Below are 13,304 nucleotides of genomic sequence, written 5' to 3'. Positions count from 1 at the left end.
AAAACGTGGCTTTATCATGGGGAGAGAATGTATTTTAATCGTATGTTTTTATAAATAAAGGTTATTTTATGTGCATATTGTTGTGGTGTCATATAGGGGATGAGTGGCGGGCTCGTGGTTTCAGACGGCCTTTTATCTGTTTTAGTTGTTTAGCGATATAATTGCCTATTTACGTCGGCAGATGATGGCCGATTGGTTATGATTGAATGATTGGGGTTTTATGCTTTCCGATATATCTGCCGATAACGACTCACCGCAGCAACGTTGGGCATTGATATTGTCTTACGACGGCAGCGGTTTTCACGGTTGGCAGAAGCAGGCAGATGCTGTTACCGTGCAGGCAACGCTGGAATCCGCCTTAACACAAATAGCAGGCGAGCCGATTCATACCATTGTGGCAGGGCGAACCGATGCGGGTGTACATGCGACGGCGCAAGTGGTTCATTTCGATACTACGGTAAAACGTCCGGCGCAGGCGTGGATAAGGGGCGTGAATGCATTTTTACCACCGGAAGTGGCAGTATGGCATGCCCAAACGGTTGCGCCGCGTTTTCATGCCCGTTTTGATGCTTATGGCCGCCGCTACCGTTATGTATTGACTTCATCGGCGGTTCGTCATCCCTTGTTGGCAGGCAAAGCGGGTTGGGTGCATTACGGCTTGGATATGGAAAAAATGCGGCAGGCGGCGGCTTTGTTAATCGGGCGGCACGATTTCTCAAGTTTCAGAGCTTCCGAATGTCAGGCTAAATCACCGGTTAAAACAATTTACAGTGCCGAATTAAACGGAACGCCTGAGCTTATGACGCTTGATCTTCACGGCAACGCCTTTCTTCATCATATGGTACGCAATATTATGGGCGCGCTGGTGTATGTGGGCAGCGACCGTTTAAGCGTAGAAGGATTTGCCGAACTGATGGCCGCACGCAACCGGCAATATGCACCGCCGACACTCATGCCGGATGGTCTGTATCTAACCGGTGTGGATTATCCGCCGGAGTGGGGGGTGGCAACGCCGCCTGTTCCGTCATGGTTGTGGTGAGGTTAATATTTAAAAGGCCGTCTGAAATATTTTCAGACGGCCTTTTTATTGAGGATGCATATTAGATCAGAATAACTGCCAAATAAAGAAAATAAAGGTATGAATGATGAATAACGGCACCAAAATACCAAATGACCAAGCCATATAACCGAAGAAGCTCGGCATCGGTACTTTACGTTGTTCGGCAATGGCTTTCACCATAAAGTTCGGCGCATTACCGATATAGCTTAAAGCACCCATAAACACCGAACCCATAGACACGGCCAGTAAGGTGTGGAACAAATGGCCGGTCATGAGCGCTTGGGCATCGCCGCCTGCCATATTGAAGAATACCAAATAAGTCGGGGCATTATCTAAGAAGGCGGATAGGATACCGGTCATCCAGAAATACATGGCATTAATCGGCTCACCGGCACCGTCGTGTACTAATGCGATCAGAGCTGAGAAAGCACCGGCTTCGCCTGCCTGTAAAATCGCAATAACGGGGCTGATGGTAATGAAAATACCTAAAAACAGTTTGCCCACTTCCAGAATCGGATCCCAGTTGAATTCATTACCGGCACGAACCTGTTTGGGCGTAATGGCTAAAGAAATCAAAGCAAAAACCAAAAGTAGGATATCGCGCAGTAAGTTGGGCAGCAGATAGTGTGTGCCTAAAATTTCAATGCCCGGATGATCGGGTTTCCATAAACCGGACATTAATACTGATGCGATGACACCGGCCAAGAGTAAGAAATTCCATTTGCCGAAAATCTTCAGGGGGCTATCGTGAGAAGGGTCGTCTTCAATAATTTCGTCTTCTTTTGAGAAGAAATGGCGGTCGATAAAGTAAAACACGGTTAGCAAAATGGCAGCGCTGAGTAATACCGGTACCATCATATGCTGCACCGTCCAACCGAAGTCAACACCTTTTAAGAAGCCCAAGAATAATGGCGGATCGCCTAACGGGGTAAGGCCGCCGCCGATATTGGCCACTAAGAAAATAAAGAAAACAACCACATGTACTTTATGCTTGCGGTTATCGTTGGCTTTCAGAATCGGGCGGATAAGCAGCATGGCGGCACCGGTTGTCCCCATGATAGAGGCTAAAAAGGTACCGATGGCCAAGATAATGGTATTCATACGGGGGCTGCCGTGCAGGTTGCCCCATACCAGAATCCCGCCTGAAATCGTATAGAGCGCAAACAGCAGTATGATAAACGGAATGTATTCTGCAATCAGGGCATGGGCAACGGTATGAACGGCTTCACCAAAGCCAAAAAACATCACAAACGGAATCAAAAACAATAATGTCCAAATAGCCGTAATTTTGCCGAAGTGGTGGTGCCAAGTGTGTGCAAACAGCAGCGGGCCGGTGGCAATAGAAAGCAGGATTAAAACAAACGGGATGCCCCATAAAAGGCTTAAAGTGGCACCGTCTAACGAGGCTGCCATGGCCGGAACCGGCGCAAGCAGCAGAGGGAGTAGGGCGGCAGAGAGTCGCATTGTGGTTCCTTATGGTGAAGGGTCGTTGAAATATACGGCAAACGACATTGCCGTGCACGGCCGAAACCTAACGCTTCGTAGAACTAAAAACCGATAAATTGTAAATGAAAGGCGGCGATGTGTCAGCATTTATGGCATGCGGAGTAAGTAAATGAGCAATTTCACTGCTTGGTAACGATACCTTAGCTGCGTTGAAAAGTTATTTATCATTATATATTTATGATCGCGGTTAAACGAATAGAGAATAGCAAAGAGGCCGTCTAAAAACTTTCAGACGGCCTCTTAAATATAATGGGATAACCGATTAGCCGATTTCGGCGGCGTATTGTTCCGCTGTCAGCAAACCATCCAAATCGGCAGCGTTGGCCGGTTTGATTTTGAAAAACCAGCCTGCTTCATAAGGCTCGCTGTTGGCGGTTTCCGGCGCATCAACCAATGCTTCGTTAATCGCAACCACTTCACCGGCAATCGGTGCATATACGTCGGAAGCGGCTTTAACCGACTCTACAACACCGGCTTGATCTTCGGCGGCTAAAGTGGCACCGACTTCCGGTAATTCGATAAATACAATATCACCCAACAATTCTTGTGCATGATGAGTAATGCCGACGGTTACCGTGCCGTCCGATTCGGGGCGCAGCCATTCGTGGCTGGATACGTATTTCAGTTCTGAAGGGATGTTGCTCATGGTTTGTTCTCCATTGGTTAAAGGTAAAGCTGCCTTATTGTTCGCACTGCTTGGTGGTTTCATTGTAATGCCCGCCCTGGTCCAAACAGGTGTCTTTGGCATCACAACCGGCTAGTGCCAGTGCGAAGAATAAGGCAAAAATAAATGTAATACGGTTCATCTAAAATGGTTTTTCTCTCAATACTAATAAAAACGTCAGATACGGATTTCCGCACCCAACAATTTCACAAACTGAGCCAGCCATGCAGGATGGGCGGGCCAAGCGGGAGCGGTTACCAAATGGCCGTCGGTAATGGCATCGGTTACAGCAATATCGGCGTATTCGCCACCAACGGCACGCACTTCGGGCGAGCAGGCCGGGTAAGCAGAGCAACGTTTGCCGCGCAATACGTCGGCAGCGGCAAGCAATTGTGCGCCATGGCATACGGCGGCAATTGGTTTTTTCGCCGCGTCAAATTCGCGGATGATTTCCAACACACGCGGATTTAAGCGCAGATATTCGGGCGCACGTCCGCCCGGAATCACCAAACCTACATAATCGTCCGTTTGTACTGCTGAAAAATCATAGTTTAGTGCAAAATTATGACCACGTTTTTCGCTATAGGTTTGTTCGCCTTCAAAATCATGTATTGCCGTGGCGACTTTATCCCCCGATTTTTTATCCGGACAAACAGCATGGACTTCGTAACCCAACCCTAATAAAAATTGAAACGGCACCATCGTTTCATAATCTTCGCCATAATCGCCGGCTAATAGTAAGATTTTTTTACTCATGATGATTCTCCTCAATAGGATGGATTTGGTTGATATTTTTCAGATTTCAGACGGCCTCTTTTATTGAGAACAGGCCGTCTGAGAACGATAAAACATAATAATAAATCACAATGGATTAGCGGCCATAATCTTGTTTCCATACATTAAAATAGCGGCGCTCCAGTGCGGTGGGTGTGCCGTACATTTTTTCCATTTTGCGGCCGTTGGATACATTGCCTTTAGGCAACGCATAAAGTTGTAATGCCATCACTTTCTTTTTGTTTATTAAAACCAAAATATCATAATCGCCGCCACATAAATGTGGTCGGCACGCTTCTATTTTGTAATAAGTTTCATTGCCGATTTTAACGGTTTCAGCAGGTGAAGTTGTACCACCGCTTTTCAACCAAGAAAAATTAAAGTCTTTTTTATTCGGTACTTTATTCCAAACCGTATTTCTCCATAAGTTCGCATACGGTTGCTTTTCGATTAACTCAAACAAATAAACCGGCTTTTCTGCTGCTGCCTGCTTTTTTACAGCAGGTGAATTGTTGGGTGCCGCATAAAGCGGACAGGCTAAGGCAAGGCATAAACTAGCGGTAATCCATTCTTTTTTCATAATGCTTATCCTTGAATGAATAACAAGCCGTCTGAAAACGGCTGGGCATGATAAATAGTACTAATAGTCATTAATGACCAAAATTCTTTTTCCATGCATCAAAATAACGTTGCTCAAGCGTTGTCGGGCTGCCATACATTTTTTCTAATTTTTGTCCGTTGGTTACATTGCCTTTAGATTGTGTGTAAAGCTGCAAAGCCATGACTTTTTTATTATTCATTAAAACCAAAACTTCATCATCACCGGCACAAGAGTGCGGCTTACAGCCTTCTATTTTGTGATAGGTTTCATAGCCGATTTTAGCCGTGGTGGCGGGTGTGGTTGTACCACCGTCTTTCAGCCAAGAAAATTTGGGGTCTTTTTGATCCGGCACTTTATCCCAGACTGTGGTTTTCCATAAATTGGCATAGGGCTGTTTTTTGAGTAAATCAGATAAATAAACGGATTCTTCAGTTGTTGCCTGCCTTTTGGCAGCAGAGGCAGTTTGGGTGGCAGCGTAAAGAGAAGTAGATAAGACTAAGCAAAAACTGAAGATAATCCATTCTTTTTTCATGATATTTCTCCTTGATTGAGTATATGGTTAGAAAATTTTATATATTGGGGCATATTATCATTTTTTACTTTAGTCGATATCGGACTCTAGAGGGTAAGACCTTCAGACGGCCCGATAAGTTTTAAAAGCCGTCTGAAATATTCCGATTACAAAGATAGAGATAATAACAATAGTTTTAAATTGTGTAATCATTTATTTCTCCTGATAGGAACTATATTGTTTATCTAAACCTTGTAGGATTCAGTTGCTATTTGCTAAGCATTGTTTGGTCAATTCTTTATTTTGATTTTTATTTAAATTGGCATTGTTAGGTCTTATATTTTTTGAAAGTATATATTAATAAGATTAATCTAAAAATAGATGAATAAGTAATAATTAATATAAAAAATTTCATCTTAATTAATAAAATTTAAATAATTATTAATTTGTATATAATTGTAGTAATTTTAAATATTGTTGATTTAAAACAGCTTCATAGTCATTATCACTATGAAGCCGTCTGAATACACCTAATATCAATCAAACTGCTTTTTACCATTACGCACAAATGGCAGTTTCAATACACGAACGTCCACTTCTTTGCCGCGCATAAGCACTTTAGCCGTGTCGCCATTAAAAGCTTTAGGCACACGGGCAATAGCGATGGATTGTTTTAAGCTGGGTGAGAAAACACCGCTGGTGGTGATGCCTTTGCCTTGGTCGGTAATCACTTCCATATGGTCGCGTAGCACACCGCCTTTGGCAAGCAATAGGCCGACTTGTTTTACGTCTACGCCTTTTTCTTTAAGGGCGACTAGAGGGGCTTTGCCGACAAAATCGCGGGTCTCGTCTTTTAAATCAACTGTCCAACCCATGCCGGCTTGCAGCGGGCTGGTGTCGTCGTCCATATCGTTGCCGTAGAGGTTCATGCCGGCTTCCATGCGTAGGGTGTCGCGTGCGCCTAAACCGCAAGGTTGTACGCCGACTGCTTGCAGGGCTTTGAAGAAGGCAGTGGCTTCGGTAGCGGGCAGCATTACTTCTACACCGTCTTCACCGGTATAACCTGTGCGGGCGACAAACCAATCATTGCCGAGATCAGCACCTTGGAATACGGCCAGATTATTTACAGTTTCCGCCCATTCGGGTTTCACTTGCAGCAGTTTGGTAATGGCATTGGGGCCTTGCACGGCCAGCATGGCTAAATCATAACGTGGGTTGAGGCTGATACCGAATTCGGCCCCGATTTTGGCAAATTGGGCAGAATCTTTTTCACGGGTTGCGCCGTTGGATACGATGCGGTATTGGGTTTCGGCTTCATTGGTGCGGTAAACGATTAAGTCGTCCATCACGCCGCCGTTGTCGTTGAGCATGGCAGAGTAGAGGGCTTTGCCGACAAAACCGAGTTTATTGACATCATTGGCCAACAATTTGCGGAAAAAGGCTTTGGCTTGATCACCGCTCACATCGGTAATCAGCATGTGGGATACATCGAACATACCGGCATCGGTGCGTACGGCTTCGTGTTCTTGGATTTGTGAGCCGTAGTTAACGGGCAAATGCCAACCGGCAAAATCGACAAGTTTGCCGCCGGCTTCTTGATGGGCTTGATAAAAAGGGGTGGTTTTCAGGGTGGTCATGTTTCAAGTTTCTCCATAGATAAAAGGCGGCGTTGTTTATCCGCTGCCCTATCTGTCCTTGAACCTGAGATTTTCGATATGCCGAAAAATATATCGGCTATCTTCTCCCCTTCGGTGGGCGCCGCCGCGCCGCTCTCCAGATGTGTTTGATTCGTGCAGTCCTTTTACCTGAGCGATTTAAGGGTCTCTGCGCCTTCGGTGGCCTTTGCCATATAGGTGGCGGGCTCTCTCCTGCACGTTTTCGGAATTATGGCGGTAATTGAGTGTTCGGGCAAGCATCATTGATATGAGGGGAATTAATAATTATTTAATGACAATTAAATTTATTAGTTATCACAATACAACAGATGCTTGTGAATATTGTATTTTTATTGAAATGAAAAGAGCGTTGGCAGGCTTAGGTTGATACCGGGATATTTTTCAGACGGCTTATTCACTGATATATAAGGGATTTATATAAATTATTATATATAAACAATGAGTTAATGTTTATATATTATCTATATATCTGTTAATATCTGTTATCTGTTTTTTATTGTAAAAACAATATATGGCTGCAAACGGGTTATATTTTTATAGATTGTCTTAATAGAATATGTTTTTTAAGCCATTGTGCGTTAAGTTAAATTATTTTATATTAAGGTATGATTGAGGCAGATGCTGTTCATATCAATAAGAAAAAGGTAAAAAAGTATGGCACAAATCACTTTAGATAAAACCGATTTAAAAATTTTACAGGTATTACAAGAAAACGGCCGTCTGACCAATGTCGAGCTTTCCGAGCGCGTAGCATTGTCGCCGTCTCCCTGTTTGCGCCGTTTAAAGCAGTTGGAAGATGCGGGTATTATTCGACAATATGCGGCTTTATTGGCGCCGGTTTCCGTCCATCTTGGCTTGCAGGCGTTTATTCGGGTTTCTATTGATAAAGCCGTAGAAGCGCGTAATGATTTTTCAGAAGCGGTACAAGGCTGGCCGGAAGTGTTGAGTTGTTTTGCGCTCACGGGTGAAACCGATTATCTGCTGCATGCATTTTTTACCGATATGAATGCTTTTTCGCATTTTGTGTTGGATACCCTGCTATCCCATCCGGGTGTGCAAGATGCAAAATCCAGCTTTGTTTTAAAAGAAATTAAAAATACCACGGCGTTACCGCTCGGGCATTTACAGCAAGATTAAATTTGGTAAGGCATCTATGAAACAGGCCGTCTGAAACGGTTTCAGACGGCCTGTTTGCTTATGGCCTGTGAACAGTTGGTTTCATTGTCGTTAAAAAACTTTATAATACCTGCCTTTCCATGCTTATGGCGACGTTATGATGCTTTCTAAAATACCCGATGATGAAACGATTGTCGGCCAAACAAAAGAATGGCTTGAAAAAGCCGTAATCGGTTTGAACTTATGCCCGTTTGCCAAAGCCCCTTATGTGAAAGGCTTGGTGCGCATAGAGGTGAGCCATGCCAAACATCTGGATGGTTTTTTAGAAGATTTGGATAGGGAATTGCAATTATTGGGCAATACGCCGCCCACGGAAATAGAAACGAGCTTATTGATCCATCCGACTTTATTCGGGGATTTTTTCTTATTTAACGATATGTTGGCGCTGGCCGACCAAGCCATACAAGATAATAACTTAGAAGGCGTGATTCAGATTGCACCGTTTCATCCCGATTTTCAGTTTGAAGGAACGGATGCAGACGATATTACCAACTATACCAACCGCTCGCCTTATCCGACTTTGCACTTGATTCGTGAAGACAGCATCAGCAAGGCCGTGGAAGCTTTCCCGGATGCGGAAGCAGTGTTCGGCAGAAATATGGCACTTTTAACCGAAATGGGAAAAGAAGGTTGGGATAAGCTAGGTGTGCCGGTTTGCCCTATGCATAATGCCACGCATTCCGAAAAAGGCAAATCTTAAAAAATAATGATTATTTAAATTTCAATAATAAAAGGGAAAACATGATACTTCGTTCGATATTTTGGCTGTTCGGTGCGATGGCCCTCTTGTTGGGCATTATCGGTATTTTTTTACCGGTATTACCGACCACGCCGTTCGTTATTCTGGCTGCCGCCTGTTGGGCGCGGGCATCGCCGCGTTTCCACCGTTGGCTACACCAACACCGTTTTTTTGGCCCGATGGTGCAAAACTGGGAAGAGCGCCGCGCGGTTTCCCGCAAGGCGAAATATTTTGCTTTTTCCATGATGGCCCTTTCCTGCGCTTGGATGTTTTATCGATTTCCTGAAAGATGGTGGGTGGCCGCCATCACATCCGTATGCTGTTTTAGTGTAGCCGTATGGATGTGGCGCTTACCAGATGCTTAACCCGTATTAAAGCCGTTTTTGTGGGTAGTGTTTTCTTTTTTCAGACGGCCTTATCGTATTTGAAAATGAATAAATTTCTTTAAAAAAATCAAAATATAAAAATAATATTCATACAAAAAAGAATATTTTTCACATCCGAATCCTTAGGATTGTTTGGTATTCCCTTTGTTTGCGTGCATAATCCTAGAATAGATAACCTATTGGCCAGATAATTGTTTTTAAGAATAAAAAGAAATGATTGTTTTCTGCCGATAAAGGTTTTTTTACATCTAACAATGATAAAAAAGGCGGCATCATGACTTCAACACGCAAACAACTCAGTTTTGAATTTTTCCCGACACGAACCCCTGAAGGCCGAGCCAAGCAGGTGATTACCCGCAAACAGTTGCGCCAATTTTCCCCTGAATTCTTTTCTTGCACGTCAGGTGCGGGCGGCTCGACTAAAGAGGGAACCATGCAGACGATTAAAGATATTTTATCCGAAGGTGTGGCCGCCGCGCCCCATCTGCCTTGTGTCGGCATGCAGCCGCAAGAAATCATTGATTTGCTCAACGAATATAAAGCGCTTGGCGTACGCCATATTGTTGCCTTGCGCGGCGATATTCCATCCGGCATGGGGGGCGGTTTGAGTGGTTTGCGTTATGCCAACGAATTGGTTTCTTTAATTAAAGAAGAATTTAACAACGATTTCTATGTGGAGGTGGCAGCTTATCCCGAATATCACCCGCAGGCACGCAGTGCCGAAGACGACTTGAATAATTTTGTCCGCAAAGCCAAAGCCGGTGCCGATTCGGCCATTACCCAATATTTTTATAATCCTGATTCTTATTTCCGCTTTGTAGACGATGTGCGCGGTCGCGGTGTGGATATCCCGATTATTCCCGGCATTATGCCGATTGCCAGCTTTTCCAAACTGGCACGCTTTTCCGATACTTGTGGTGCCGAAATCCCCCGTTGGTTGCGTTTGAAACTGCAATCTTATGCAGACGATACCGCATCTATTAAAGCCTTGGCATTGGATGTGGTAACCGAAATGTGCGAACGGCTTCTGCGCGAAGGGGCGCCCAGCCTGCATTTCTACACATTAAACCAAGCAGGGTTGGTGTCTACCATTTGCCAACGGCTTGGCTATTAAATATTTAAAAACAGCGATAAAGTTGAAATAAGGCCGCCTGAAAAAAGTTTCAGACGGCCTCAATGAATATGAATAAGCATGATATTACCTTTTGATAAAGAGCGGGATAAATTAAATATCCGCCCGTATCGATGCCCGACCCGTATCGGTTTTTGTGATAAATCAGGCGGAAATGCGTTTTATTGTATTTAGCCCGCTGTTTATTCGGTATAATTTACGCTACAATAAACGGCTTTCAAAGTTGGAACGGAAAGTCGGCAAAAGGCTGTCTGGGTCTGATTCAGACGGCCTTATTATTTGCAGCACGCCCGAACCTAACCCTACACCCCAATAAACGAATCAAATATATTATGGAAAATGTAAACCGTATCGTTGCGGAAGGTATTGCCGCTATCGAAGCAGCAGCCGATTTTCAAGCACTGGAACTCGTGAAAGCCCGTTATATGGGCAAAAGCGGCGAACTCAACGCCCTGCTCAAACAGCTCGGCCAAATGCCGCCTGAAGAGCGCAAAACCGCCGGTGCCTATATTAACGAATCCAAAAACCGTTTTCAGACGGCCTATAATGAAAAGCGCGATGCCCTCAACGCTGCTAAACTACAAGCCCGCCTTGCTGCCGAAGCATTGGATGTTACCCTGCCCGGACGCGGCCAGACTTCAGGCGGCCTGCACCCCGTTACCCTCACGTTGCAGCGCGTAGTCGAACTCTTTCACGGCATGGGTTTTGAAGTGGCCGACGGCCCCGAAATCGAAGACGATTTTCACAATTTCCAAGCCCTCAATATTCCGAAAAACCATCCCGCCCGCGCCATGCAGGATACCTTTTATGTAGAAAACGGCGATGTTTTGCGTACCCACACCTCGCCGATTCAAATCCGCTATATGCTGGATAAAAAAAATCCGCCTATCCGCATTATCGCCCCCGGTCGGGTTTACCGCGTCGATTCCGATGCAACCCACTCGCCGATGTTCCATCAGGCCGAAGGTTTATGGGTGGAAGAGGGTGTGACCTTTGCCGATCTTAAAGCCGTGTTTACCGAATTTATCCGCCGCTTCTTCGAGCGCGATGATTTGCAAGTCCGCTTCCGCCCCTCGTTTTTCCCATTTACCGAACCCTCTGCCGAAATCGACATTATGGGCGATAACGGCAAATGGCTGGAAGTCGGCGGCTGCGGCATGGTACATCCCAATGTATTGACCAATGTGAATATAGACCCCGAAAAATATACCGGCTTCGCTTTCGGTATCGGCCTAGACCGCTTCGCCATGTTGCGCTACGGCGTAAATGACTTACGGCTGTTTTTTGATAACGATTTAGCGTTTTTGAAGCAGTTTAGTTAGAGGAAAAAAGTATGAAAGTAAATCAACTACAAGAGTTAATTACCAATTCTGTTCAGGGAGCTATTGATCATTATAAGCTTACAGCTAATGATCAGAATCCTGATTGGGCTGGTTTTAAGAGTGAAGTAACCAATAAAATTTTTAGAGATATACAGCAAAATGTGGAATATGAGGCTTTAAAAAACAAACTGGATATTTTGTTTACATATGAGCAGAGGTATCTAACTTTGATTAAAGACTTTAAAGAAGAAATTAAATTTGCGAATACGCTACAAGAAGATTTGCGTAAGGAGCGTGCAAAATTCTTTTCAGAAACCTTACATGAAGTGTCATCTACATTGACAAATGCTCAAATAGAGAGCTCGGTTGCTTCTAAATGGATACAAGATTTAGTGTTAACTTATACAACAAGTCTTGACTTAAGTAGTAATCTGATTGATGAAAATACTTTGGATACTATTGGGAAAATTCGTGAGATGGCTCAAGCAGGTAATGCTAGTATTGGGTTAACAGAGCATAATGAACAACCTAAATAATGATTTAATTTCTTTATTAAATATTCTTCATTCTGCACGTATGCAATTAGTGTCGCGTACGTGTAGTGAAAATTTTGATTTATTTGGAAGTTTCTTTAGATTTGAGAACAATTCAGAATTAATTGATTTATTAATAGAGTGTGAATTTATTTTATGGATTAATAAACATATTGAAATAGCTTCTGAACAGAATTTCATAAAAAATCATATATTTATTGATGCTTTATTAAAATTAATGCAGAAGAAGATAATAGGTATTGAATTAAATCCTCAATTGTCAGGACTCTATTTATCTATACTTAAAGAAAAACAGCTTTTATTGCAATCATTAATTGATATAGGTATAAAAGATGAAATCAATTACCAGCGATTAAAGTATTCTTTGGATAAAGATAAGGCTTTATTTGAAAGAGAATACAAGAGGTTATTAAATGAGGGGCAGTAATGGGTTTTCTTAGTGGATTAGTCGATACAATTGGGAATGCGATGGGTTCTGTTATTGATACTGTGTGTGATTTAGTATCGGAACCTATGCGCATCAGGGAACATAATCGATACGAAGAAGCTAAAGATAGTGATTATCGTCGACAGGTAGATTATTTACAGGCTCAGGCTGATTTTGAGGCTGATCAGGTTAATCTGAGTATTAAAAAAGAAGCAGAGATTAAAAGAATTAATGCTGAGATTGAAGAGTGGCGTAAAGATAAATTATTAGAACGTTTGAAATTAACTACTGAGGCGATTATGCATTATCAAGAAGAGTTAACTAAATTAAATACTCAATCTATTCATGCAATAGGCATGATGCAAATTGATTTAAAATCAAAAGCCCAAGATATGGTATATCAAAAAGTACAGCGATATCGTAAGTTACAAGATGATGCCTTAAATCAAACCATGTTGGAATTTGAAAAAATTGAAAAACAGTTTTCAAATAATATGACAGCCCAAGAAATATTATATAAAGCTGCAGATAGAAAGTTAGGAAATATTATTGATACAGCAAGTGCTTTTTTGAATGAGTTAAATTCCGATATTATTAATTTAAATCAAAGTATTTATAACTTAACCAATAAGAGTCAGGTTTTTATTGAAAACCATTTAAAAAGTATATATTTGGAACAGATAGATTTAGACTGTAATAATATTGATCATGAAAGTTTAAATAAAGTTGATGTTTTACAACTTCAAAATTTAGACAATAAAAACAAATCTTAGAGA

Annotated in this window: 16 protein-coding genes and 1 riboswitch; of the genes, 9 read left to right on the top strand and 7 right to left on the bottom strand. The window is 42.9% G+C overall.

Annotated elements, in window-relative coordinates:
- Positions 1-220 precede the first annotated feature (220 nt).
- On the top strand, positions 221-1,039 hold the full coding sequence (gene truA, locus NXS09_RS09475; RefSeq protein WP_259292279.1) for a tRNA pseudouridine(38-40) synthase TruA: 819 nt from the start codon (positions 221-223) through the stop codon (positions 1,037-1,039).
- Between the two features lie 66 nt (positions 1,040-1,105).
- Here the strand turns inward: truA and NXS09_RS09470 are convergent, their stop codons facing one another.
- The 7 genes from NXS09_RS09470 to gcvT all read right to left on the bottom strand — a co-directional run bounded on the left by NXS09_RS09470 (position 1,106) and on the right by gcvT (position 6,753).
- Positions 1,106-2,524: a sodium:proton antiporter gene (locus NXS09_RS09470; protein WP_259292278.1), complete on the bottom strand. Its 1,419-nt coding sequence runs from the start codon at positions 2,522-2,524 to the stop codon at positions 1,106-1,108.
- Positions 2,525-2,828: 304 nt separating this feature from the next.
- Positions 2,829-3,212, bottom strand: coding sequence for a glycine cleavage system protein GcvH (gcvH, locus tag NXS09_RS09465; RefSeq protein ID WP_259292302.1), 384 nt, complete (start codon positions 3,210-3,212; stop codon positions 2,829-2,831).
- Between the two features lie 34 nt (positions 3,213-3,246).
- Positions 3,247-3,372 carry a lipoprotein gene (locus NXS09_RS09460; RefSeq protein ID WP_259292277.1) on the bottom strand — a complete coding sequence of 42 codons (126 nt, stop codon included), beginning with the start codon at positions 3,370-3,372 and terminating at the stop codon, positions 3,247-3,249.
- Between the two features lie 35 nt (positions 3,373-3,407).
- A complete protein-coding gene (locus tag NXS09_RS09455; protein ID WP_259292276.1) occupies positions 3,408-3,986 on the bottom strand; it encodes a DJ-1/PfpI family protein in 579 nt (192 codons plus the stop codon).
- A 115-nt stretch (positions 3,987-4,101) separates the two neighbouring features.
- The gene (locus NXS09_RS09450; RefSeq protein WP_259292275.1) at positions 4,102-4,584 is read right to left on the bottom strand and encodes an Ivy family c-type lysozyme inhibitor; all 483 of its coding nucleotides are present in this window, start codon (positions 4,582-4,584) and stop codon (positions 4,102-4,104) included.
- 70 nt (positions 4,585-4,654) lie between these two features.
- On the bottom strand, positions 4,655-5,137 hold the full coding sequence (locus NXS09_RS09445) for an Ivy family c-type lysozyme inhibitor (protein WP_259292274.1): 483 nt from the start codon (positions 5,135-5,137) through the stop codon (positions 4,655-4,657).
- A 515-nt stretch (positions 5,138-5,652) separates the two neighbouring features.
- Positions 5,653-6,753, bottom strand: a complete 1,101-nt coding sequence (gene gcvT, locus NXS09_RS09440; RefSeq protein WP_259292273.1) for a glycine cleavage system aminomethyltransferase GcvT — start codon at positions 6,751-6,753, stop codon at positions 5,653-5,655.
- Positions 6,754-6,899: 146 nt separating this feature from the next.
- Positions 6,900-6,997: riboswitch (glycine riboswitch) on the bottom strand.
- Positions 6,998-7,446: 449 nt separating this feature from the next.
- On the opposite strand from gcvT, the gene NXS09_RS09435 reads away from it, so the two are divergent.
- The 8 genes from NXS09_RS09435 to NXS09_RS09400 all read left to right on the top strand — a co-directional run bounded on the left by NXS09_RS09435 (position 7,447) and on the right by NXS09_RS09400 (position 13,301).
- Positions 7,447-7,929, top strand: coding sequence for an Lrp/AsnC family transcriptional regulator (locus NXS09_RS09435; protein WP_259292272.1), 483 nt, complete (start codon positions 7,447-7,449; stop codon positions 7,927-7,929).
- 136 nt (positions 7,930-8,065) lie between these two features.
- Positions 8,066-8,668 carry a DUF1415 domain-containing protein gene (locus NXS09_RS09430; protein WP_259292271.1) on the top strand — a complete coding sequence of 201 codons (603 nt, stop codon included), beginning with the start codon at positions 8,066-8,068 and terminating at the stop codon, positions 8,666-8,668.
- Positions 8,669-8,709: 41 nt separating this feature from the next.
- Positions 8,710-9,072: a YbaN family protein gene (locus tag NXS09_RS09425; protein WP_259292270.1), complete on the top strand. Its 363-nt coding sequence runs from the start codon at positions 8,710-8,712 to the stop codon at positions 9,070-9,072.
- Between the two features lie 295 nt (positions 9,073-9,367).
- A complete protein-coding gene (gene metF / locus NXS09_RS09420) occupies positions 9,368-10,207 on the top strand; it encodes a methylenetetrahydrofolate reductase [NAD(P)H] (protein ID WP_259292269.1) in 840 nt (279 codons plus the stop codon).
- Positions 10,208-10,557: 350 nt separating this feature from the next.
- Positions 10,558-11,547 (top strand): phenylalanine--tRNA ligase subunit alpha, encoded by a 990-nt coding sequence (gene pheS / locus NXS09_RS09415; protein ID WP_259292268.1) that lies wholly within the window; start codon positions 10,558-10,560, stop codon positions 11,545-11,547.
- Positions 11,548-11,558: 11 nt separating this feature from the next.
- On the top strand, positions 11,559-12,083 hold the full coding sequence (locus NXS09_RS09410) for a hypothetical protein (protein ID WP_259292267.1): 525 nt from the start codon (positions 11,559-11,561) through the stop codon (positions 12,081-12,083).
- On the top strand, positions 12,067-12,528 hold the full coding sequence (locus NXS09_RS09405) for a hypothetical protein (RefSeq protein ID WP_259292266.1): 462 nt from the start codon (positions 12,067-12,069) through the stop codon (positions 12,526-12,528). The genes NXS09_RS09410 and NXS09_RS09405 overlap by 17 nt, the downstream gene beginning before the upstream one ends.
- Positions 12,528-13,301, top strand: coding sequence for a hypothetical protein (locus NXS09_RS09400; protein WP_259292265.1), 774 nt, complete (start codon positions 12,528-12,530; stop codon positions 13,299-13,301). The genes NXS09_RS09405 and NXS09_RS09400 overlap by 1 nt, the downstream gene beginning before the upstream one ends.
- Positions 13,302-13,304 lie beyond the last annotated feature (3 nt).

Origin of the sequence: Neisseria montereyensis (genome assembly GCF_024834045.1) — a bacterium.
In the GTDB taxonomy this organism is placed as follows: domain Bacteria; phylum Pseudomonadota; class Gammaproteobacteria; order Burkholderiales; family Neisseriaceae; genus Neisseria; species Neisseria montereyensis.
This window is presented reverse-complemented; position numbering and strand designations above follow the sequence as displayed.

What these genes read in the sequence shown, in the direction of transcription:
- truA (WP_259292279.1), top strand. Translation starts at nt 221, where the DNA reads ATGCTTTCCGATATATCTGCCGATAACGACTCACCGCAGCAACGTTGG.
- NXS09_RS09470 (WP_259292278.1), bottom strand. Translation starts at nt 2,524, where the DNA reads ATGCGACTCTCTGCCGCCCTACTCCCTCTGCTGCTTGCGCCGGTTCCG.
- gcvH (WP_259292302.1), bottom strand. Translation starts at nt 3,212, where the DNA reads ATGAGCAACATCCCTTCAGAACTGAAATACGTATCCAGCCACGAATGG.
- NXS09_RS09460 (WP_259292277.1), bottom strand. Translation starts at nt 3,372, where the DNA reads ATGAACCGTATTACATTTATTTTTGCCTTATTCTTCGCACTGGCACTA.
- NXS09_RS09455 (WP_259292276.1), bottom strand. Translation starts at nt 3,986, where the DNA reads ATGAGTAAAAAAATCTTACTATTAGCCGGCGATTATGGCGAAGATTAT.
- NXS09_RS09450 (WP_259292275.1), bottom strand. Translation starts at nt 4,584, where the DNA reads ATGAAAAAAGAATGGATTACCGCTAGTTTATGCCTTGCCTTAGCCTGT.
- NXS09_RS09445 (WP_259292274.1), bottom strand. Translation starts at nt 5,137, where the DNA reads ATGAAAAAAGAATGGATTATCTTCAGTTTTTGCTTAGTCTTATCTACT.
- gcvT (WP_259292273.1), bottom strand. Translation starts at nt 6,753, where the DNA reads ATGACCACCCTGAAAACCACCCCTTTTTATCAAGCCCATCAAGAAGCC.
- NXS09_RS09435 (WP_259292272.1), top strand. Translation starts at nt 7,447, where the DNA reads ATGGCACAAATCACTTTAGATAAAACCGATTTAAAAATTTTACAGGTA.
- NXS09_RS09430 (WP_259292271.1), top strand. Translation starts at nt 8,066, where the DNA reads ATGATGCTTTCTAAAATACCCGATGATGAAACGATTGTCGGCCAAACA.
- NXS09_RS09425 (WP_259292270.1), top strand. Translation starts at nt 8,710, where the DNA reads ATGATACTTCGTTCGATATTTTGGCTGTTCGGTGCGATGGCCCTCTTG.
- metF (WP_259292269.1), top strand. Translation starts at nt 9,368, where the DNA reads ATGACTTCAACACGCAAACAACTCAGTTTTGAATTTTTCCCGACACGA.
- pheS (WP_259292268.1), top strand. Translation starts at nt 10,558, where the DNA reads ATGGAAAATGTAAACCGTATCGTTGCGGAAGGTATTGCCGCTATCGAA.
- NXS09_RS09410 (WP_259292267.1), top strand. Translation starts at nt 11,559, where the DNA reads ATGAAAGTAAATCAACTACAAGAGTTAATTACCAATTCTGTTCAGGGA.
- NXS09_RS09405 (WP_259292266.1), top strand. Translation starts at nt 12,067, where the DNA reads ATGAACAACCTAAATAATGATTTAATTTCTTTATTAAATATTCTTCAT.
- NXS09_RS09400 (WP_259292265.1), top strand. Translation starts at nt 12,528, where the DNA reads ATGGGTTTTCTTAGTGGATTAGTCGATACAATTGGGAATGCGATGGGT.